This window comes from Lacticaseibacillus suilingensis (assembly GCF_016861845.1).
GTDB classification, from domain to species: Bacteria; Bacillota; Bacilli; order Lactobacillales; family Lactobacillaceae; genus Lacticaseibacillus; species Lacticaseibacillus suilingensis.
Map to the genome: position 1 here is coordinate 1 of NZ_BOLV01000008.1, position 22,146 is coordinate 22,146.

The 22,146-nt window shown below is 53.0% G+C and carries 15 protein-coding genes, 6 tRNA genes and 1 riboswitch; of the genes, 18 read left to right on the forward strand and 3 right to left on the reverse strand.

Features of this window, described 5'->3' with window-relative positions; all coding sequences use genetic code 11:
- Positions 1 to 85: 85 nt before the first annotated feature.
- The 5 genes from JUF11_RS05920 (at position 86) to JUF11_RS05940 (ending at position 509) form a co-directional block, all read left to right on the forward strand.
- A tRNA-Asn gene (locus JUF11_RS05920) sits at positions 86 to 158 on the forward strand.
- A gap of 8 nt (positions 159 to 166) precedes the next feature.
- Positions 167 to 255, forward strand: a tRNA-Ser gene (locus JUF11_RS05925).
- 10 nt (positions 256 to 265) lie between these two features.
- Positions 266 to 337: transfer RNA gene (locus tag JUF11_RS05930), tRNA-Glu, on the forward strand.
- A 7-nt stretch (positions 338 to 344) separates the two neighbouring features.
- Positions 345 to 417: transfer RNA gene (locus JUF11_RS05935), tRNA-Val, on the forward strand.
- Between the two features lie 18 nt (positions 418 to 435).
- Positions 436 to 509, forward strand: a tRNA-Asp gene (locus JUF11_RS05940).
- A 47-nt stretch (positions 510 to 556) separates the two neighbouring features.
- Here the strand turns inward: JUF11_RS05940 and JUF11_RS05945 are convergent.
- Positions 557 to 1,192, reverse strand: coding sequence for a hypothetical protein (locus JUF11_RS05945; RefSeq protein WP_204118785.1), 636 nt, complete (start codon positions 1,190 to 1,192; stop codon positions 557 to 559).
- 94 nt (positions 1,193 to 1,286) lie between these two features.
- A riboswitch (SMK box riboswitch) is annotated at positions 1,287 to 1,372 on the forward strand.
- Here JUF11_RS05945 and metK point away from each other — a divergent pair.
- The 6 genes from metK to JUF11_RS05975 all read left to right on the forward strand — a co-directional run bounded on the left by metK (position 1,370) and on the right by JUF11_RS05975 (position 8,948).
- Complete coding sequence (gene metK, locus JUF11_RS05950; RefSeq protein WP_204118786.1) at positions 1,370 to 2,554, forward strand: methionine adenosyltransferase; 1,185 nt, start codon at positions 1,370 to 1,372, stop codon at positions 2,552 to 2,554. Its footprint overlaps the riboswitch before it by 3 nt.
- Positions 2,555 to 2,626: 72 nt before the next feature.
- A complete protein-coding gene (locus tag JUF11_RS05955; RefSeq protein WP_204118787.1) occupies positions 2,627 to 4,084 on the forward strand; it encodes an MDR family MFS transporter in 1,458 nt (485 codons plus the stop codon).
- A gap of 76 nt (positions 4,085 to 4,160) precedes the next feature.
- Positions 4,161 to 4,910 (forward strand): MurR/RpiR family transcriptional regulator, encoded by a 750-nt coding sequence (locus JUF11_RS05960; protein WP_125581319.1) that lies wholly within the window; start codon positions 4,161 to 4,163, stop codon positions 4,908 to 4,910.
- 242 nt (positions 4,911 to 5,152) lie between these two features.
- Complete coding sequence (locus tag JUF11_RS05965; protein WP_204118864.1) at positions 5,153 to 6,499, forward strand: PTS sugar transporter subunit IIC; 1,347 nt, start codon at positions 5,153 to 5,155, stop codon at positions 6,497 to 6,499.
- Between the two features lie 82 nt (positions 6,500 to 6,581).
- Positions 6,582 to 8,012 (forward strand): 6-phospho-beta-glucosidase, encoded by a 1,431-nt coding sequence (locus JUF11_RS05970; protein ID WP_204118788.1) that lies wholly within the window; start codon positions 6,582 to 6,584, stop codon positions 8,010 to 8,012.
- 12 nt (positions 8,013 to 8,024) lie between these two features.
- Positions 8,025 to 8,948, forward strand: a complete 924-nt coding sequence (locus JUF11_RS05975; RefSeq protein WP_204118789.1) for an ROK family protein — start codon at positions 8,025 to 8,027, stop codon at positions 8,946 to 8,948.
- A gap of 53 nt (positions 8,949 to 9,001) precedes the next feature.
- On the opposite strand, the gene JUF11_RS05980 is transcribed toward JUF11_RS05975, so the two are convergent.
- Positions 9,002 to 9,676, reverse strand: a complete 675-nt coding sequence (locus JUF11_RS05980; RefSeq protein WP_204118790.1) for a phosphatase PAP2 family protein — start codon at positions 9,674 to 9,676, stop codon at positions 9,002 to 9,004.
- Between the two features lie 521 nt (positions 9,677 to 10,197).
- Between JUF11_RS05980 and leuS the strand changes: the two genes are divergently transcribed.
- The 3 genes from leuS to JUF11_RS05995 all read left to right on the forward strand — a co-directional run bounded on the left by leuS (position 10,198) and on the right by JUF11_RS05995 (position 15,216).
- On the forward strand, positions 10,198 to 12,606 hold the full coding sequence (gene leuS / locus JUF11_RS05985) for a leucine--tRNA ligase (protein WP_204118791.1): 2,409 nt from the start codon (positions 10,198 to 10,200) through the stop codon (positions 12,604 to 12,606).
- 275 nt (positions 12,607 to 12,881) lie between these two features.
- Positions 12,882 to 14,510: a putative polysaccharide biosynthesis protein gene (locus tag JUF11_RS05990; RefSeq protein WP_204118792.1), complete on the forward strand. Its 1,629-nt coding sequence runs from the start codon at positions 12,882 to 12,884 to the stop codon at positions 14,508 to 14,510.
- Positions 14,511 to 14,514: 4 nt separating this feature from the next.
- A complete protein-coding gene (locus JUF11_RS05995) occupies positions 14,515 to 15,216 on the forward strand; it encodes a pseudouridine synthase (RefSeq protein ID WP_204118793.1) in 702 nt (233 codons plus the stop codon).
- Between the two features lie 28 nt (positions 15,217 to 15,244).
- Here JUF11_RS05995 and JUF11_RS06000 read toward each other — a convergent pair whose 3' ends face one another.
- Positions 15,245 to 16,069 (reverse strand): NAD(P)H-hydrate dehydratase, encoded by an 825-nt coding sequence (locus tag JUF11_RS06000; RefSeq protein ID WP_204118794.1) that lies wholly within the window; start codon positions 16,067 to 16,069, stop codon positions 15,245 to 15,247.
- 129 nt (positions 16,070 to 16,198) lie between these two features.
- Between JUF11_RS06000 and JUF11_RS06005 the strand changes: the two genes are divergently transcribed.
- The 4 genes from JUF11_RS06005 (at position 16,199) to JUF11_RS06020 (ending at position 22,145) form a co-directional block, all read left to right on the forward strand.
- Positions 16,199 to 16,282 (forward strand) — tRNA-Leu (locus JUF11_RS06005).
- A 221-nt stretch (positions 16,283 to 16,503) separates the two neighbouring features.
- Positions 16,504 to 18,027: a hypothetical protein gene (locus tag JUF11_RS06010; protein WP_204118795.1), complete on the forward strand. Its 1,524-nt coding sequence runs from the start codon at positions 16,504 to 16,506 to the stop codon at positions 18,025 to 18,027.
- A gap of 527 nt (positions 18,028 to 18,554) precedes the next feature.
- Positions 18,555 to 20,525 carry a peptide ABC transporter substrate-binding protein gene (locus tag JUF11_RS06015; protein ID WP_373305857.1) on the forward strand — a complete coding sequence of 657 codons (1,971 nt, stop codon included), beginning with the start codon at positions 18,555 to 18,557 and terminating at the stop codon, positions 20,523 to 20,525.
- Between the two features lie 111 nt (positions 20,526 to 20,636).
- Positions 20,637 to 22,145: an ABC transporter permease gene (locus JUF11_RS06020; RefSeq protein ID WP_204118796.1), complete on the forward strand. Its 1,509-nt coding sequence runs from the start codon at positions 20,637 to 20,639 to the stop codon at positions 22,143 to 22,145.
- Position 22,146 lies beyond the last annotated feature (1 nt).

Genomic DNA, 22,146 nt, shown 5'->3' on the forward strand with positions numbered 1-22,146 from the left:
AACACAGAAGTTAAGCTTCTCTACGCCGAGAGTAGTTGGTGGGTGACTGCCTGCGAGGGTAGGAAGCTGCCGCGCTTTGTTTTATTCCGGATTAGCTCAGTTGGTAGAGCACCTGACTGTTAATCAGGTTGTCGTCAGTTCGAGCCTGACATCCGGAGTTTTTTATGGAGAGTTGTCCGAGAGGCCGAAGGAGCATGGTTGGAAACCATGTATACGGGTTTGCCCGTATCAAGGGTTCGAATCCCTTACTCTCCGTTGATTGTATGGCCCGTTGGTCAAGTGGTTAAGACACCGCCCTTTCACGGCGGTAACATGGGTTCAAATCCCGTACGGGTCACTTATATGGAGGATTAGCTCAGTTGGGAGAGCGTCTGCCTTACAAGCAGAGGGTCACAGGTTCGAGCCCTGTATCCTCCATTTTTTTACCTTTCTTTTGGTTCCATGGTCTAGTTGGTTAGGACGCCTGCCTGTCACGCAGGAGATCACGAGTTCGAGTCTCGTTGGAACCGGCCGAAAAAGGCACGCCTCGCAAAATTGCGAGGCGTGCCTTTTTCGTTTAGCCGTGAAGCCGAACGAGGTAAAGGAGCGCGCTTAAAACGATTTGCGTCCAGGCAATCACGCCAGGCAGTTTGGCCCAGTGCCGGACCGTCAAGATCCCGCTGCAGGCCAGAGCAATCAGCGCAAAGAGCAAGGTGAACTGCTGATGCCAAAAGCCGATGCCGAGAATCGCCACCAAGAGGATGATGGTGGCGGCAAAAGGCAGGCGTTCAGCCCAAATGAGCAATAGCATCAAAGCAGCAAACAGGCAGTTGATGATGAGGGCCGTGGTGGTTAAACCATGAGTGATGCTGGCACTGAGCAGCAGCTGCAAGAACAGCACTTCCAGCTGCCAACCGCTCGCTTTGAGCAAAGGGGACATTTTTTGCGTGGCCAGCAGGAGGCCGAGGCCAATTTGAGCCAGGGCTAAGGGCAACAGCGTCCAATTTCCACTACTACTAATGACGGCCAAAATCAAGGCGGCGATGGTCCACCATAAAGGTTTGGCAAAGTTAGCGAGACCGGCCATCACGAGGATTAAGGCGAACAAGGCGATCAGTGGGCCGGAAAAAGCGACGCCAGGGTTCAGAAGCAGGGGCAGCAAGGCGATTTGAATGACCGCTGTCACCGCGGCCAATAACGATTTGATTGTCATCACATAATTCCTTTCAGTACGCTTTCTATCATAGCGGAGTCACTGCCGGCTGGCAAAGTAATTTCGATTTTGACCGGTGGATGTGATAGAATGAATCAGTTGCAACGAATTCCCGATGGGATCTGACCGGATAGTCAGAGGTGCCTTGTAACCGAAACAAATTTAGGGGGAAAAATAATGCAAGAACGTCATTTATTTACTTCGGAGTCCGTCTCTGAAGGCCATCCAGATAAAATCGCCGATCAAATCAGCGATGCCATCTTGGATGCAATGTTGGCTCAGGACAAAAATGCCCGGGTCGCGTGTGAAACGACTGTCACCACCGGTTTGGTGCTGGTGGTGGGGGAAATCTCAACCACCGCTTATGTTGATATTCAAAAGGTCGTTCGCGATACCATTCGCCGCATCGGCTACGACAAAGCGTCAGGCTTTGACCCCGATAGCGTGGGCGTGATGACGGCGCTGGACGAACAGTCGCCTGATATTGCGCAAGGGGTCGATGACTCTTATGAAGCGCGGGAAGGCGAAACCGATCCGCTGGACAAAATCGGCGCTGGCGATCAAGGCATGATGTTCGGTTATGCCATCAACGAAACGCCGCAGTACATGCCGCTACCGATTGCGCTGGCGCATCAGCTGATGCAGCGGATTGCCAAATTGCGCAAGGACGGCACCATCAGTTACCTGCGGCCGGATGCAAAGGCGCAAGTGACCGTTGAATACGATGATCAAGAAAAGCCGGTGCGGGTCGATACCGTCGTGATTTCAACCCAGCATGATTCGGATGCGACGTTGGCGCAAATCCGCGCCGATGTCGAGCAGCAGGTCATTCGCGCGGTGATTCCGGCTCACTTGCTGGATGCGAACACCAAGATCTACGTGAACCCGACTGGCCGCTTCGTGTTAGGCGGCCCGCAAGCCGATTCTGGTTTGACCGGGCGTAAAATCATTGTCGATACCTATGGCGGCTTTGCCCGGCATGGTGGTGGGGCCTTTTCCGGTAAGGATGCCACCAAGGTTGACCGCTCCGCTTCTTATGCGGCGCGTTACATCGCTAAAAACGTGGTGGCCGCTGGCTTAGCGGATAAGATGGAAGTGCAGCTGGCATACGCGATTGGCGTCGCCCAGCCAGTATCCGTCTCGGTGAACTGCTTTGGCACCAATAAAGTTTCTGAACAAACGATTACGACTGCCATTCGCAAGTTGTTTGACTTGCGCCCGGCAGGCATCATTAAAATGCTTGACCTACAGCGGCCGATTTACGAACAAACCGCGGCGTATGGTCATTTTGGACGTACAGATGTTGATCTTCCTTGGGAGCACTTGGACAAAGTTGCTGAATTAGCCAAGTACTTAGATTAAACGAGAAAAGAGGCGGCCGTTCCAGCTTTGCTGGACGGTCGCTTTTTCACGCAAAGGAGCGAAAACTGTTACATGACGAAAGCTAAACCAACCAACGTGATGATTACCACGATTGCGATTTTTATCGCCACCTTCATGACGGCGATTGAAGGGACAATTGTGGCTACCGCCATGCCTACCATTGTCGGCGATTTGCACGGCGTCGCGCTGATGAACTGGATTGTCTCAATTTACCTGCTCACCAACGCGATGGCGACACCGATTTATGGGAAATTCGCAGATAAAATTGGCCGCAAGCCGGTGCTCATGCTGGGCCTGCTGATTTTTATTTTAGGTTCGACGGCTTCAGGCTTGTCCCAAAGCATGCCGATTTTGATCGTGGCGCGGGCTTTTCAAGGCATCGGCGCTGGGGCCATCATGCCAGTAACGTTCACCATCATTGCGGATATCTATCCTTATGAAAAGCGCGCCAAGGTCCTGGGCTTCAACGGCTCGGCCTGGGGCATTGCCTCGGTGGTGGCCCCGCTATTGGGCGGCTTCATTGTCGATCAGCTATCGTGGCACTGGATTTTTTTCATCAATGTGCCGATCGGCCTCATCACAATGGCCCTGATCATGGTGTTCTATCACGATCAACACGAAGCCGTCAGTGCGCCAGTCGATTACCTGGGCACGGTGTGGTTGGTGTTGACCTTGCTGTTCTTGATGCTGGGCTTTCAGGCGCTGGCCGGCAGTCATGGCCTGTTGGGCTTTGCTGGGCTACTGGTGCTGGCGGCAGTGGCGCTGTGGTTGTTCACGCGCCAGGAACGCAAAGCAGCCGATCCCATCATCGACCTCAAGTTATTCGCCAATCGGCCCTTTGTTGTGGCCAACGCCATTGCGGCGCTGATTTCCGGCGTGGTGATTGGCTATGAAACCTACATGCCGATGTGGGTACAAGGCATCTTAGGGATGGGTGCTTCCTACGGGGGCTTTGCCATCACGCCGAGTTCCTTAATGTGGGTGATTGGCTCTTTTGTGGCTGGGCGCATGCTGACGAGCTTGTCGGTGCGGCGGATTTTGACCATTGCCATGACCACGATTTTGGTCGGCACCTTGGCGTTAGCGCTGGTCCCTGAGAGTACGCCTTACCTGGCCTTCCTAGGCATTGCGGCGGTGCTGGGCTTTGGCTTCGGGATTGTGATTACCACCACCACGGTGCGCGCGCAGGCCGTGGTCGACCCAAGCGAAATTGGGGTGGCCAGCAGCTTTAACACCTTGTCCCGGACGCTGGGCCAAACGCTGATGGTGTCCTTGTATGGGGTGGTGCTGAATTTGCGGATGGCGCAAGGCGTGGCCGCTCATGCCAACATTAAGGCGTCCATGCTCAACCAACTGATCAATCCGCAAACAGCGGTTAATTTGCCGAAAAAATTGCTGCCGGTGCTGCATGAAATCCTCTATTCCGGCCTGCATAACATTTATTTCTTCTCGGTGTTGATTGTGGTGGCAGGGCTCATCATCAATGCGCTGGACCGCCAGTCAAAATAACCGCGCAAGCGCTTGTTTTTTCCAGTCAAAGTCTTCATGATAGAAGAGAAGATTACGCTGGATAGGGGGCACAACTGTGTTTTCTTATGACAAGCTTCAAACCCTGAATGATATTGAAACCTCGATTTACAACTATGTGATCAAACACGCCGAAGCGGTGGAAACCATGCCGATTCGCGAATTAGCCACCCATGCCCACGTTAGCACGGCTTCCGTGCTGCGCTTTGCGGAGAAAATGGGCTTTGATGGTTATTCGGAATTGCGGTTTGCGCTGAAGCAGGACCGCAAGAACAAAGAGCAAGAGGCGCAGGCCACCAGTTATGATGCCTCGGTGCCACTGGCCGATTTCTTTTCCAAGGTGAATTCCACCGACTTCAACAAGTTGATTGATTCCGCCATGGACCTCATTGTCAAAGCGCCACTGGTGATGTTCTTTGGTCTGGGCGGTGGCAATTCGCTGGCGCAGTATGGGGCGCGGTTCTGGTCGAATGCCGGCAAGATGTCACTGCCGGTGTTTGATCCGTTCCAGCCGTTCCCTAACAGCAGTCCCTTGCCGAAAGACACGGTGCTGGTGGTGCTGTCGGTATCCGGCGAAACCCATGAGGTGCTGGATCTGGTCAACAAAGTGAAGCCAGAAGCCGTCAAGGTGATTGCGGTCACTAATTCGGGCAATTCCACCTTGGCGAAAATGGCAGATTTAAGTATCAGCTATTTTATGCCAGAAATTAAGCACGCTGATTTGAATTTAACGACTCAGGTGCCAGTGGTCTACCTGATTGAATTAATTGGGCACCGACTGGACGAAATCAATCATACCAAGGCTTAGCGCCGACTTGTCACCCGTTACATTTCTGTAACGGGTGTTTTTGTGTGAAACCGGTTTCTGAATCGGACAATAAGGTACCGGTTTCATACGAAACCGGTTACACTAGTTGTTGTGGTCAGGTACCACTGATCATCTGATTTCGGCCGAAATCAAACTATTATTCATGCTTCACCCGACCATTCGTCGGATCATGTTTTAGCAATGATAAAATTTGACGCCAATTTGGCGCAACTGGGGGAAACATTATGGACTACGTGAACAATAAAGTCTTGCCAAAAGTGATGAAGTTCACTAGCAGCCGGCCAATCACCGCGCTGAAAAATGGGATGATTTACACCATTCCCTTCATCATCGTTGGTTCAGTCTTTCTGATTTTAGCGTCCTTGCCTGTGCCATCATGGGCGGCTTGGATGAACAGTACCGGCTTGGTGCCATACTTCAACCAAGCTTATAACTTCTCATTTAACGTCATGTCAATCATCGCGGTGACTGGGATTGCCTATGAATGGGCTCGGGCCGAAAAAGTGGATCCACTGGCTTCAGGGATCACTGGCTTGCTTTCCTTCTTAGTCGTTCTGCAGCCTTCTAACCCAATCGTTTCTGCTACTGGCAAGACGCTGGTCGCTAACAGCCGCGGCATTACCGGCTGGATCGACACTGGTTTCTTAGGTGGTAAAGGGATGATCGCCGCGATCATCATTGGCTTGATCACGGGCTGGATTTACAGCTGGTTCGTTAAGAACAACATCACCATCAAGCTGCCAGACCAAGTGCCTGCCAACGTTGCCAACTCTTTCGTTGCTTTGATCCCTGCCGCTGCTTTGATCACCGGCTGGACCTTGGTTTACATGTTCTTTGATCACTTCCTGCACGAAGGTATGCTGGGCTGGATCTACTCCGTCCTGCAAGTGCCACTGCAAGGTTTGACCGACTCACTGGGTGGCGTTATCCTGATGAGTATGGCGATTTCCTTCCTCTGGTTCTTCGGGGTTCACGGTTCCGCGATTGTTTCCGGGATCATGACCGGGGTTTTGATGTCCAACTCCACTGACAATGCCGCTTTGTTCAAGGCTGGTAAAGCTTTGACCGTTGCTAATGGCGGCCACATTTTCACCCAGGCTTTGCTGGATCAGTTCGGTACTGTGACCGGGGCCGGGATTACCATTGGCTTGGTCTTCTACATTCTGTTCTTTGCTAGGTCTGCTCAGTTGAAGGCTTTGGGTGCGGTTGAAGTTGCACCAGCGATTTTCAACATCAACGAACCATTCCTGTTCGGGATTCCGTTGGTTATGAACCCATTGACCTTGATTCCATTCATGTTGGTCCCAGCTTTGTCCATGTCGCTGACTTACTTGGCGATTAAATTCGGGCTCATTCCGCTGTTCAATGGGGTTTACGTCCCATGGACCACGCCAGCCATCTTCTCCGGCTTCCTGGTCGGCGGCTGGAAGACCGCTTTGTGGCAGGCTTTGATGCTTGCGATGTCGTTCGCGGTTTACTTCCCATTCATCCGCAGCTACGACAACACCTTGTTCAAGCAGGAACAAGAAACACTTGCTAAGGAACAAGCTGAAAAGGCTAACGCCTAAGCGTTGCAACGAAAATGATTTTGATGACGCCTGGGTTCAGTACGCTGAACCTGGGCGCTTTTGGTAGAAAGGAACAACAATCATGGCAAAATTACGCAAAGACTTTCTATGGGGCGGCGCAGTGGCGGCGCACCAACTGGAAGGCGGTTGGCAAGCAGGCGGTAAAGGCGTTTCCGTCGCCGATGTAATGACAGTGGGGGCTAATGGCGTTCAGCGCCGGATCACAGATGGCGTGCAGCCAGGGGAAAACTACCCCAATCATGATGCGATTGATTTTTACCACCACTACAAAGAAGACATTCAGCTGTTCAAGGAATTGGGGCTGAAGTGCTTCCGCACCTCGATTGCCTGGACTCGGATTTATCCCAATGGCGATGAGGACCAGCCGAATGAAGCCGGACTGCAGTTCTATGATGACTTATTCGACGAACTGCTGAAAAACGGCATTCAGCCGGTGATCACCTTGTCCCACTTCGAAATGCCTTACCACCTGGTGACCGAGTACGGGGGCTGGCGCAATCGCAAGGTCATTGACTTCTTCGTCAAGTTTGCCACGACCGTGTTCAAACGTTACAAAGACAAGGTCAAGTATTGGATGACCTTCAACGAAATCAATAACCAAGCCGACTACCGCGGCACCTTTGCCCTGTTCACCAACTCTGGGTTGCAAATCAAGCCCGGCGAGGATGCCGAGGCTGTGATGTACCAAGCCGCGCATTATGAGTGTGTCGCTTCGGCACTGGCGGTGCAAATTGGCCATGAAATCAATCCCGCCTTCCAAATCGGGGCGATGATTGCGATGGTGCCGATTTATCCGGCCAGTCCTGATCCGCGCGATGTCTTTAAAGCCGAACGCGCCATGCAAAGCCGTTATTGGTTCGCCGATGTGCAAGCCAATGGCCGTTATCCGCGTTGGTTGCGGTCGTATCAGGCCCGCAAGTTTGACCTGGATATCACGCTGGCCGACTTGGATGTGCTGAAGGCTGGCACTGTGGATTACATTGGTTTTTCCTATTACATGTCCTTTGCCGTCAAAGCCAAAGCCAACGAACCAGCCGATTTTGCCTATGAAGAAGCCGCTGACCAGGTGGAAAACCTTACCGTTCAGCGTTCGGAATGGGGCTGGCAAATCGACCCGGTTGGCCTGCGCTATGCCATGAACTGGTTCAACGATCGGTATGACCTGGCACTGTTCATTGTCGAAAATGGCTTCGGCGCGGTTGATCAACTGACCGCGGATCACCAGGTGCATGATGACTATCGCATCGCCTACCTCAAGGCCCACATCGAGCAGATGAAGCTGGCGGTTGAATACGATGGGGTGGATCTGATTGGCTACACGCCATGGGGCTTTATTGATTTGGTTTCCGCCGGCACTGGCCAAATGGACAAACGTTATGGCATGATTTACGTGGATAAAAACGATGCCGGCGAAGGAACCTTGAAGCGCTACAAGAAGGATTCCTTTGCTTGGTATCGGCAGGTCATCCAATCAAACGGCGATCAGCTGTAACGGAGGCAGAAAATGAAACAGTTTGTGGGCTTTGACATTGGTGGCACCAGCATCAAATATGGGCTGCTCGATGAAAGTGGCCAGATTTTGGCGCATGGGCATTTTGCCACAGCAAAAGATGCGGCGACCAATGTGACCAAGATGGTGGCAGTGGTTAAAGATTACCAAAAGCAAACCATGATTGCTGGCGTGGGCATCGATGCCCCAGGCATTGTCACCAAAGACGGCTATATGATCACTGGCGGCGCGATTCCTGGCTTTTACCAGTTTCCCCTAGCCCAGGAACTCAAGGATGCCTTGCACTTGCCGGTGAAAGTCGAAAACGATGCTAACGCCGCGGCCATTGCTGAGCGCTGGCTGGGCAATGCGCAGGGGATTGACGACTACATTTGTCTGGTGTTAGGCACCGGCATTGGCGGCGGCCTGGTGCTGAACGGGGATGTTTACCGTGGCGCTCATGGTATGGCAGGTGAAATTGGCTGGAGCATCACCCATGACCTAGACCTGACCGACGATTTGGAGTCGGTTTCGTTGAATTACGCGGCATCGGTGGTCACCGGGCTGGTGCGGCGGTATAACTTATCACTGCAAGCCCTTGATCATGATGCACCGGAAGAAAAAGATGCGGCGCAAATCATTGCCTTGGCCCACGAACATGATGAAGTCGCCGCGCCGGTGTATGACCGTTTTCTCGCCGATGTGACGGTGATGCTGATGAATTTGATTGGGACGCTTGATCCTGAACGGATTCTGATTGGCGGCGGCATTAGTGCCAATGCGACCTTCATGGCCGACCTGGCGGCGCGCTTCAAGGAATATGTCGCGCGCCACAAAGGCCTCAATGGCGCGCAGAAGAGCTTCCCGTACCGGATTGAAGCAGCTGGACTGCAGAACAACGCCGGTTTGATTGGGGCGGTATATCCCCTGACCCGCTAACTTTAAGTGTCAAAAAATCCCGCTTGCGAAGGTTTCGCAGGCGGGATTTTTGGTTATTGTGGATCATTGACCCAACCGGTTGGGCCCACTTCAGTTAGCCACGGATACATCAGCCACCACACCAGCATCAAACCGACCAACGCCTCTAGCCAGCCGGCTAGGACGTCAGTGGGAAAATGGACCTGCACGTAAATCCGCGACAAGCCGATGAGGCTAATCATGACGGCGCTGTAGCTCACCAAGAGGCGGCGCAGCCAAGGCAGGGTGATCAAGGTCAAGGTGAGCAGAATCACCGTGCCGTACAGCAACATCGCGCCGCTGGCATGGCCGCTAGGAAAGCTGTAACCGCCAGCGAGGGTTAGGGGATGAATGTTGGGGTTTTGAATGAACGGGCGCTGCCGCAAGAACAGATGCTTCACTGAGGTATTGACGAAACTCAGCAGCACCACACTGACCGCCGCAAACCACGCGTAGCGCCGGCGCCGGAAGTAAAACAAAATGCCAACGAGAACTAGGCCGAAAAAGACGACCACTGGCGGATTGCCCAGGCTGGTGATGAACAAGACAATGGTGGTCAGCCAGTCTGGCCGGTGCGCGGTGATCACGCTGATGACGCTTTGGTCGATGGTGTGAATCCAAGCAGCATGAGTAGCGACCCCGATCATGATGGGGATTAAGCCGACCAAAGCGCAGGCGGCGATGATTAAGGGATAATGCGGACGCTTCACAGGCTCACCTTCTTTGTTTTGCATAGTGGCTTTATTTTAGCATAAGGACAGGACCGGAGATGGTTAATAAATGGTAAGGGGTTGGGCGGAGCTGAACTGCAGCTTGTAGTTGCGCTCAACTGGGCAACGCGGGAGTGATTAGCTACGCCTAGGACCTCGAAGCCAAAGAACGGCTTCAATGCCCTAAGCTAGGCTAATCATCCCGCTAAAAGCGCCCAGCTTCGCAGCCTGCTCTTGTTTCACCGGCTTTTGTTTGCTATGATTAGGCCAATATCGAACGAACGAAGGACGAGTAAGTCGCAACCAGAGTCCAGAAAGCAGGCGGGTGCTGTGAGCCTGACGCGGGCGCGACTGAACTGACCTTTTGCGTGCCAGATTGGCCGGCCCTGACCGTTATCCAGTTCAAGCGCTGCGTTTAGCAGAACTTAGGTGGTACCGCGGCATCCAGCCGTCCTAACAATGTTTAGGGCGGCTTTTTGTTTTTTCAGAGTATTGGTTCGAAATCTCAAGGAGGCAATTTCATGTACGATCACAAGCAGATCGAAAAAAAGTGGCAAAAGCATTGGGCTGAGCATAACGAGTTCAATACCACCACAGACCCGAACAAGAAGAACTACTATGCGCTGGACATGTTTCCTTACCCATCAGGCCAAGGCTTGCATGTGGGGCATCCTGAAGGTTACACCGCCACAGATATTGTGGCGCGGATGAAGCGGGCACAGGGCTACAATGTGCTGCATCCGATGGGGTGGGACGCGTTTGGCTTGCCGGCGGAGCAGTACGCGCTGAACACTGGCCACAACCCGAAGGCCTTTACCCACAAGAATATTGAAACCTTCAAGCGGCAAATCAACAGTTTGGGCTTTTCGTATGACTGGAATCGCGAAATTGCCACCACGGATCCGAATTACTACAAATGGACGCAATGGATTTTCGAACAATTGTACAAGCATGGCCTCGCTTACGAAGCCGAAGTGCCGGTGAACTGGAGTCCGGATTTGGGCACCGTGGTTGCGAACGAAGAAGTCATCGACGGTAAAACCGAACGTGGCGGCTTCCCTGTTATACGCAAGCCGATGCGCCAGTGGATGCTGAAGATTACCGCCTATGCTGACCGCTTGCTGGAAGACTTGGATGATCTGGATTGGCCAGAAAACATCAAGCAGATGCAGCGCAACTGGATTGGCCGCTCGGTGGGCGCTCAAATCACGTTTGATGTGAAAGACACCGCAGCCCACTTTGATGTCTTCACCACGCGTCCTGACACCTTGTTTGGCGCAACTTACGTGGTGATGGCCCCAGAGCATGATTTGGTGGACCAGATTACCACTCCGGAGCAAAAGGCCGCCGTGGCCGCCTATCGGGCCGAAGTGGCGCACAAGTCTGATCTGGAACGCACCGACTTGAGCAAGGACAAAACCGGGGTCTGGACCGGTGCGTATGCCGTCAACCCAGTGAACGGCGAAGCTTTGCCGATTTGGATTTCTGACTATGTGCTGGCTACTTATGGCACCGGCGTCATTATGGCGGTGCCAGCCCATGATGACCGCGACTATGCCTTTGCCAAGCAATTCAACCTGCCAATTCGGCCGGTGATTGAAGGCGGGGATGTCGCCGAGGAAGCTTACACCGGCGACGGTGTCCACATCAACTCCGGCTTCCTGGATGGTAAAAACAAGCAAGACGCCATTGATGCCATGATTGCGTGGCTGGAAGATAAGCAAATCGGCACCAAGAAGGTCAACTTCAAGTTGCGCGATTGGGTCTTCTCTCGCCAGCGTTACTGGGGCGAACCCATTCCTGTCATTCACTGGGAAGATGGCGAAACGACCTTGGTGCCAGAATCCGAACTGCCTTTGGTGCTGCCTGAAGAAGCCGACATCAAGCCAAGTGGCACTGGTGAATCACCGCTGGCCAACCTGGATGATTGGGTGAATGTGGTGGACGAAAACGGCCGCAAAGGCAAGCGCGAAACCAACACCATGCCGCAATGGGCCGGCTCGTCTTGGTACTACCTGCGCTTTGTCGATCCGCACAACAAGGAAGCCCTGGCCGATTATGACAAGCTGAAGGAATGGCTGCCAGTTGACTTGTACATCGGCGGTGCTGAACATGCGGTGTTGCATCTGCTGTATGCCCGGTTCTGGAATCTTTTCCTGTATGATATTGGCGCCATTCCTAACAAGGAACCCTTCCAGCGGTTGTTCAACCAAGGCATGATTTTGGGCGATAACCACGAAAAAATGAGCAAGTCCAAAGGTAACGTGGTCAACCCTGATGATGTGGTTGAAGAGTACGGCGCTGATACCTTGCGTTTGTATGAAATGTTCATGGGGCCGTTGGATGCTGGTATCGCTTGGAGCACTACTGGCTTGGCTGGCGCCCGGAAGTTCTTGGATCGGGTGTACCGCACCTTTGTCGATGACAATGGTAAGATGCGTGATCACATCACCACCATTAACGACGGCAAGCTGGACAAGGTGTACAACGAAACGGTCAAGAAGGTCACCGAAGACTTCGACGACTTGCACTTTAACACCGCCATTTCCCAGATGATGGTCTTCATCAATGAAGCCAATAAAGTGGACGACCTGCCTTATGAATATGTCGAAGGCTTCGTGAAGCTGCTGGCGCCAATCGCGCCGCATTTGATGGAAGAAATCTGGCAAATTCTGGGCCACGACCACAGCCTGACTTACGCACCATGGCCAACTTATGATCCGAAGGCCTTGGTCACTGAAGAATATCAACTGATGGTGCAGGTCAACGGCAAGCTTCGGGGCCATGTGATGGAGTCGGTGGACGCCGATGAAGCGAAGATCAAGGCAGACGCCATGGCCATTGATAACGTCCAGAAGTTTGTGGCTGGCAAGACAATCGTTAAGCAAATCATCATTCCGCGCAAGATTGTGAACATCGTGGTTAAATAAGTGCACCTCAACGTCGGCAGCTTGCCGGCGTTTTTTTGGTCAGGCTGCGAAGGACGCCGCTCTTAGCCCGCTGAGCAGCCTAACCCAAGGCATTACCGCCGGTTTTGGGCGGTGAGGGCTTGGGTGTAGCTGGTCAGGTGGGCGTTGGCGTCCTGAGCGCAACTCTAGAGCGTTTTGAATGTTAGGGAATGGCAAAGACTGCCGCGCCTGATTGAAAGCGAGGCGCGCTTCAACTAAAATGGTGATTAACATGGACTGAAATCGGGGTATTGAAGATGGCAAAAGAGCCGAAAGCGCAACCGACCGCACGCGAACAAATGCTGCGTGGCTCCGCCTGGATGACGGCGGGCAGTATTTTATCACGGGTGTTAGGCGCGATTTACATTATTCCTTGGCGCATCTGGCTGGGTGCGGCTTTTTTGGCGGCCAATAATCTGTTTACCAAAGGTTACAATATCTACAGTATTTTTCTCACGATTGCCACGGCTGGGGTGCCAGGCGCGATTTCCAAGCAGGTGGCGCATTACAATGCGATGAACGAGTACCGCACCGGGTTCCGGCTGTTTCGGCAGGGGGCCATCATGATGGGTGTCATGGGGCTGGTCTCCTTTGCCTTGATGTGGCTGCTGGCGCCGTGGCTGGCCTTAAACGATGCGGCGCTGACCCAGGTGTACCGGTCGCTGGCGTGGCCACTGCTGATCATTCCCGTGATGAGTATCATGCGCGGCTTTTTCCAGGGCTATAACGACATGGCGCCGAGCGCCTTGAGTCAGCTGGTGGAACAGCTGGCCCGCATTATCTATATGCTGATGATGACCTATGCCATCATGGTCGCAGGCAATCACAATTATGTGGATGCTGCCTCGCAGTCGACCTTTGCCGCCTTCGTAGGGGCGGTGTTTGGCTTGGGGCTTTTGGTGTTGGTGTTTATCTCCCGGCGCCACAAGTTCCGTGATTTGGCTGATCAAAGTCTCGACCAGGTGCAGATTTCAACGCCGCATATTTTGCGCGAAATTGTGGAGCAGGCGGTGCCGTTTATCATTATCGGCTCAGGCGTCAACCTCTACTATCTGTTCGACCAGTACAGTTTCTACCCGATGATGCAAAGCCATTGGATAGCGTCGATGACGCAACTCAACAGCTTCTTTACCTTGTTTGCCGGCAATGCCAACAAACTGATCATGATTGTCATTTCGCTGGCAGTGGCGATGTCTTCGACGGTGTTGCCGCTGCTGTCTGGCGCTAAAACCCGCGGTGATGACAAGGCGATTGCTGAACAGCTGACGAACATTTTGCAGCTTTTCTTCATTGTCATGGTGCCTTGTGCCTTCGGGATGGCGGCGGTGGCTAAGCCGCTGTACGTGGTTTTTTATGGTTACGATCATCTCGGCATCGCGATTTTGGTGCTGTCCGCCTTCGTCGCGGTGGCCATGGGACTGTTCACGATTTTGGCGGCAGCGTTGCAAGGTCTGTTCTTCAACCGCATTGCTATTTATGAAATGTTGGCCGGCATGGTGGTCAAGGTGATTTTGCAATGGCCACTGATTTTCTTCTTCAACATTTGGGGCCCACTGTTAGCGACAGCGGCGGGGATGCTGGTTTCCAGTGTGCTGATGCTGTATTCGCTGCATGCCCGCTACCGCTTCCGCATTCGTCAAACCGGCCGGCGCCTGCTGGGCATTGCCGCGTTTTCCGTGCTGATGGCGGTAGTCGTCTTCGGCTGCGTGCAGCTGGTCGGCTTGGTGATTTCCCCAGACCGCGCCTTGGGAGCCGTGGTGGCTTTGTTGGTGGCGGTACCGATTGGGGTGCTGGTGTACGGCTATGCCGTGCTCAAAACGCGGCTGGCGGACATGATTTTGGGCCAGCGGGTGGCACGCCTGCGCGCCATGCTGCGGATGAGGTAGGCCGATGCGGTTAGATCGGTTCTTAGCGCATTTGCAATTTGGCAGTCGGGCTGAAGTGAAAAAAATGATCAAAGCCAAGCGGGTGACCGTCGACCAGGTCGTGGTGCGGGATCCTGGCTTAGATGTGGCCGCCGCTGCCCAGGTGGCTGTCGATGGTCAAGCCGTCAGTGGTGCCCTGGAGGTGTATTACCTACTCAACAAGCCCGCTGGCGTAATCACGGCAACCCAGGATGACACGGCGCGCACCGTACTGGATTTGCTGGCCTCGGCGGATTTGCGGCCGGGCTTGTTTCCGGTGGGCCGGCTGGATAAGGACACGACCGGACTACTCTTGTTGACCAATGATGGCGTCCTGGGGCATGCCTTGCTGGCGCCGAGCCGCCATGTGCCCAAACAGTACCTCGTCACCATGGCGGCGCCTTTGACGCCAGCGATGAAGACGCAGTTGGAAAATGGCCTGACTTTTGCCGAGTTCACCAGTGCACCGGCGACGGTCACCGCGGTTGCCAATCAGCCGCTGCAGATTTTGCTCACCATTCATGAAGGTAAATTTCACCAGGTGAAGCGGATGTTGCATGCGGTGGGTAATGAGGTGGTGGCGCTTAAGCGGGTGCAAATGGGTCCGCTCAGGCTACCTTCAGATTTGCCATCCAGCCATTATCGGCCGCTGACGGCCGCAGAGCTGGTTGCCCTTAAACAAGCATAGAAAAATCGGTTGCCGGGGTGGCAACCGATTATTTTTTTGCTTGTTGGGCCATGTATGCGGGCAACGCCGCGATCAGCTGTGAAGGCACCACGACGTAATGATCCTGCGCGAGCTGTTCAGCAATGGCGCTGTGGGTGTAGACCGCGGCGCAAATCGAGCCGGCGTGATGCCCAAACTGGGCGATGAAGGCGGCCAAAATGCCGGTTAAGGTGTCGCCCATGCCGCCGGTGGCCATCGCCGGGGTGCCAAGCGGGTTCAAAAAACTGTCTGCTGCGGTGAAAATCTCAGTCCGGTGTGATTTGACGATGACCGTCCCAGCAAGTTGACTGGCGGCAGCCGCGTTACTGGTCGGGGTTTGCTGCGCAACGGCTAGGCCGGAGAGGCGCTGCCATTCCATTTGATGCGGGGTCCACACTGCCTTGGGCAAGGCGACCGTCAAGTGTTGCTGGGCAATGAGGGTAATGGCCGAGCCATCGATGATCACGGACTGCTCAGGGGTCACCGCGGCGAGGGTAGTGGTCAGGACTTGCTGGGCGGTGGCATCGGTGCCCAAGCCTGGGCCGAGCACGATGACATCGACACTTTGGATCAGAGCAGGCAAGCTCGGATCATCGTAAGGGAGCATCATGGCTTCTGGCAGCCGAGCATGCAAGGCGGAGCGATTAACCGTCGCGGTGGCCACGCTGACTAAACCGGCGCCGGCGTACACTGCGGCGCTGGCGGCCATGATGGCGGCGCCACCATACTGGGGATTACCGCCGATGATGAGCACGCGGCCGAAGGTGCCTTTGTGACTGTTTGCTGGCCGCAGTCTGATTACTTGGGCTGGCAGCGCCTGATCGATTGTTTTCACAGTTATCACCTCAATCGCATTATACCGCACTGATTGTGCCGAACCCTGCTCAATCCAATTAGCGAGTCGACTGAATGTAAAAAAGGCTTGGCATTGGCGGTGCTTCTTGCTATACTATTACCTGTTGTTGCCGCAATGGCGGAATTGGCAGACGCGCAGTGTTCAGGTCGCTGTATGGTTATCCATGTGCAGGTTCGACTCCTGTTTGCGGCATTAGATGCAACATCCAAGTGAACCTCATCGACTTCGGTTGATGAGGTTTTTTGGTGCGCTGGTTTCTTCTATAAAAATGGCAAATATATCAAAATTGGCTAATTTATTTCGTGACAAGTGATTTATTTCTATCATATAATTAGGCGAATATTCGGATAGTGAAAAATTATAAAGTCCGAATATGTGTCGTTGGGGGTCCATTTTCCGGGGGAGGAAAGGATATGACAAGCACAACTAGTTCTCGTGGTAAGCGTAAAGCATGGCTTGCGGTCGGGATTGCCGCCGCAGCCTTATTTAGTACTCAGGCTCTGGTTGGCCAAGCCGCAGGTAAGCAGCAAAGCAACCAAAGCCCGCAAGTTAAAGTTAGTGTGCAGTCACCAGTCAAAGCCGCAGCTAAAGCCGCAACGAAAGCCGCAAAGGCGGCCAAGCACACCGCAGTCAAAACGACCGTGGCGACAGTCAGCGCAACACCGGCGGCTGATTATCGCAACATGGGTTACAGTCAGCTCAAGGCCGCTGCGGCAAAAGGCATTGCTGCTGCAATCACGGAGGAGGCAAAGCGGGACGGCAATGCCGATCCGTTTGCGGCGTATTTTGCCCCGCAAGCACCGGATTACAAGAACATGGGCTATACGCAGTTGAGTGCGGCGGCAGCCCAAGGCATTGAAGCCGCCATCACCGAAAAAGGTCAACGGGACGCGAATGCGGCGCAATTCGACGTTTACTTTGCGCCGCAAGCCCCAGATTACAAGAACATGGGTTACAGCCAGCTCAGCGCCGCCGCGGCGCAGGGGATTGAGGCCGCCATCACCGAAAAAGGCAAGCGGGATGCGAATGCGGCACAATTTGACGTCTACTTTGCGCCGCAAGCACCAGACTACAAGAACATGGGTTACACCCAGCTGAGCGCGGCGGCAGCCCAGGGCGTTGAAGCAGCCAGCACTGAAAAGGCCGCGCGGGATGCCAATGCGGCCGAATTAGCGTCTTTGCTACCAGCCAAGACGCCAGCCTATGCGGCGATGGGCTACGGCCAACTGACCGCTTTGGCAGCCACCGATCCGGCTGCTCGCGCCGAACTGGCGAAGCGCAACGCTAACGGCGCTGCTGCGGAAGCATACGGGGATACCGTGGCGACCAGTTATTCGGCGATGAGCACGGCCCATTTGATCGCTTTAGCTGGGGCAGGTAATCAATATGCCGAGCGCGAATTGACCCGCCGCACGAATACGCCAGCGCCGGCCGCTAAGACCTATGCGGCTGCCGACTATCAGCTTTTGGGGTATGCCAAGCTTCAAGCCCTGGCGGCCGCCGGCGACCCGTTGGCTGCCAAGGAGCTCGCCAAGCGCGATGCGCAAAGCGCCAAGATCGAGGAACGGTTGCCACACGCCACCAAAGAATATGTCACCATGAGCTACAGCCAGTTGCGGGCCTTGGCTGCGGCTAGTGATGAAGGCGCTAAGGTCGAACTGGCTGAGCGTGATGCCAATGCCGCCAAAATTGACCAGTGGCGCCCGGTTGGGACTAAGGCTTATGTAACGATGAGCTACAACCAGCTTAAGGCGCTGCCAGATGATCCGGCGGCGCAAGCGGAAATTGCTAAGCGCGATGCACAGGCCCAGCAGATGGCTGCTCAAGTGCCAACGCCAGCAAAAACGGACTACAGCCGACTCGGCTATAACCAGCTGCAGGTCTTAGCCGCGAAAGGGGATGCCGCGGCGAAGGCGGAACTCGCCAAGCGTGGTTAATGAGACATGATCGGAAAGGGGGTGTGACTTTTGTCACACCCCCTTTTGATGCCGAGTGTTCCAGCAGAGATACGCGCCAAAAGGCCGGAGCCGAGCAGCTAGCTACGCCATCCACCGAGTCCAAAGTTCGGACTTGGTGGATGGCTTGATCACCCTGTAGCGCGAAGCGCGTACAGGCTGACATGCGTTAGAAAGGCTACCTGTCGGCTCCAAAACCGCCTTTTGTCGCAGCCCCTTTTGCTGATTCTAAGAAGCCACAGGCGGACTTAGAATTTTCTCATTGTGAAAACCGGCTCAGCATTTTCTCATCAGAATACTGATGAAACCGCGTTTTCAAGCAGGCGAACAGGCGTTTTTGGAATAATGCAGCTTGCACTTTCGGGAAAGTGTTCAAGAAAATTTCGCATTTGTTCACAAAAAACGCAACACATGCTTGACATGCCTCTCTAATCAATTTATAATCTTCATTATTCTAATACCGTTAGAGGCGGAATTGGGAAACTATCATAGGTTGGAGGCTTATGTGTATGAAGATGAACAAGAAACGCGGTGCAGTGGTTGTTGCACTGACGCTGGCTACTCTGCTTGCAGCTTGCGGCAGCAAGTCAACCGGCTCTAGCGACACTGCTACCAGCACTTATAATTATGTTTATGCAACCGATCCAGATAACTTTGACTACTCGATCACTGGTCGTGCCACGAACAATGATCACTTGGCCAACTTTGAAGATCCGTTGCTCAAGACTGACAAGTACGGCCAAATCGTTCCTGGCTTGGCTAAGTCTTGGAAGGTTTCTAACGACGGCAAGACTTACACTTACACGCTGCGCAAGGGTGTGAAGTGGGTTGACAGCGAAGGTAACACTTACGCAACCGTTAAGGCCCAAGACTTTATCACCGGCTTGAAGCACGCCGTTGATGGTAAGTCCGAAGCTTTGTACATTGTTCAAGACTCCATCAAGGGCTTGGATGATTACGTTAATGGTAAGACCAAGGACTTCTCAACCGTTGGGATTAAGGCCATCGGCGACAACAAGATTCAATACACTTTGAATCAAGCTGAACCTTACTGGAACTCCAAACTTCAATATGGCGTTTTGGAACCAGTTAACGCTAAGTTCCTGAAGCAAGAAGGCAAGAAGTATGGCCAACCTAAGGCCGACGCCATCTTGTACACCGGTCCTTATATCCTGTCGAACTTCACTTCTAAGTCCGTTATCGAATACAAGGCTAACGACCAGTATTGGGACAAGAAGAACGTTCATGTGACTGACGTTAAGGAAACCTACAATGATGGGTCCAACCCAGACGAACTCTATAAGACATTCGCCAAGGGTGACTACACCACGGCTCGCGTTTACCCTAACCTGCCAGGCTACAAGGATGTTGAAAAGAAGAACAAAAACAACATCGTTTGGTCACAGCAAGATGCTTCCGTTTATAACTTCACCTTTAACTTGAACCGTAAGTCTTACAATGACACTTCCAAGACTACGGACAAGCAAAAGGCTGACACCAAGAAGGCAATCTTGAACAAGGACTTCCGTTTGGCCATTCAGTTCGCCTTTGATAAGTCCAACTACAACGCTCAGGCGAATGGTTCTGCCGGTGCTACCAAGTCCCTGCGTAACGAAATCACCCCACCAAGTTTCGTGCAAGCTGATGGTAAGGATTACGGGACCTATGTTGAATCCGATTTGAAGGATCTCGACTCAAGCACCTTCAGCAAGTACAACGTTGCTGATGCGCAAGATGGTACCTACAACGCTGCTAAGGCGAAGGAACTCTTTGCTAAGGCGAAGGCTGAACTGCAAAAGGAAGGCGTGGCTTTCCCAATCAAGCTGGATCTGCCACAAGAGTCTAAAGCAGCGCTGCTGTTGAACCAGGCGAAGTCCTTCAAGGCCTCAGTTGAAAAGACTCTGGGCAAGGATAACGTTGAAATCGACATCCAGCAGTTGTCTGAAGACAAGTACTTGGCTGCCACTTACCAAGCACAAACTGGTGCCCAGTCTGACTTCGATATCAGCAATGCTTCTGGTTGGAGCCCTGACTATCAAGATCCTTCCTCATACCTTGACATCTTCAAGCCAACCTCTGGTGCGATGGCACAAACCCTTGGCTTCGTGATCGGCGCAACCGGTGCTCAAAAGACCGAATACGACGCTGTTGCCAAGGAAACTGGCTTGGATCAGTACGAAAAGCTGGTTGATGCTGCTGAAGCCATCACCACTGACACGAACGCACGTTACAAGGCATTTGCTAAGGCTGAAGCTTACCTTTTGAGCCTCGGTGTTCAAATTCCTGTTAACTCTCTGGGCGGCACTCCTTCTGTAACCAAAGTGATTCCATTCACCCGGCCAGCAACTTGGTCCGGTACACCTTCTCCTCGTTTCGAAGGGATGAAGATTTCCAAGAAGACAATCACGACAAAGGCATACGACAAGGCTGTTAAGGACTGGAACGCTAAGCGCCTTGAACTTGCTAAAAAGAACGACTAAGCACTAAGCTTTGAGCTCAAACAAGCTCTTTGAACTTAGACGTGTGAAAGGGCTAGCACACTATGTGACTAGCTCTTTTGCTTTAATTGAGCATAGAGGGGGAACCGCAACATGAAGAAGTACCTGTTCTTTCGCGTACTTCGGTCGATTCTGAGTATCTTCTTGGTTACCACGTTGACTTACATCGTGATCTACTCGATGATTCCACGACGAGACGTCTTCAAAAGCGACCTGATGATTCAGAAACTGGCTGCGACACCAGACAAGTTGACCGACTACAAGAATAATGCGTTCGAAAAAATGAACTATCTTGACTATCTTGACACCAAAGCGCTGATCAAGGACGTCGAAAAAGATAATCCCAAAGTGACGGTGACAGCCGCCCATACTGCCTCTAATAAAGCCCAGTTCGAAAAATGGGCCAAGAAAAACAATTTTGAACTAAAACGCTACAAGCAAAGCAAAGATTACTATGCCATTCGGGAATTGCCCTTGTGGGAACGGTTAGGCCGCTTCTATGGCAACATGTTCCAGATTGACACGCCATGGGCAATTCATGACAAGAATAATCCGCACTTAGCACGCTACCTGAAGATCGAAAACGATCCGACCGTGGGCTGGGCCTTGGTTGGTTCAGGCACCAAGTACCGTTATCAGATTTACTTCAATGGTAGCTTCCCATTCATTCATCAGAACTTTATTCACTTGAACTTAGGGACCTCGTACCCAACTTATGCGGGTGAATCTGTCATGGACGTCATTGGCGGGCGTCAAGGCCCGACCGTGACGGTGCAAAAGAAGTTTAAGAACGGCCAGACGCTGAACACCGCCTCTGATGTTTACACCCGGCAATATCAGTACCGCACCAGCAAGAGCGACACCGCCAGTGAGCAGTTCGGTGATGACTACTCGGATACCGAGCAAAACTTGCGCGATCCTTCCATGATTGGGACCTCTTTCCGCGCCGGTTTGATTGCGTTGGTCATTTCCTACGTCGTTTCAATTCCAGTCGCAATTTTGATGGCCCGGAAAAAGGGCAAGTGGTTCGACCGTGGTGGGACCTTCGTGGTGACGCTGTTGATTGCCGTTCCAAGTTTGGCGTTCATCTACACCTTCCGTTATCTTGGCTCAGCCTTGTTTGGCCTGCCAGACTCCTTCCCAACCCTGGGCGCTAGTGTTGCGTCTTCTTGGGTTTTGCCAGCGGTGATCTTAGGGTTGCTGCAGGTGTCTGGGTTGATCATTTGGTTCCGGCGGTTCATGATTGATCAGCAAAAGTCTGATTACGTGAAATTTGCCAAGGCCAAAGGGCTCAACGAAGGTGAAATTTACTCCAAGCATATCTTTAAGAATGCTTCAATTCCGATTGTGCAAGGGATTCCTGGGAGCATCATCGGCCTGATCGGTGGCGCGACGATGACTGAAGAAGTCTTCGCCATGCCAGGGATGGGGAAGATGTTGCCTGATTCCATCATTGCTCATAACAACTCGATTGTGATTGCGCTGGTCTTCATCTTTACCACCGTGGCGGTGCTATCTGTCCTGCTTGGGGACTTGTTGATGGTCATTGTGGATCCACGGATCAAGTTGTCGTCATCCGATTCATCGAAGGGGGAGGAATAAA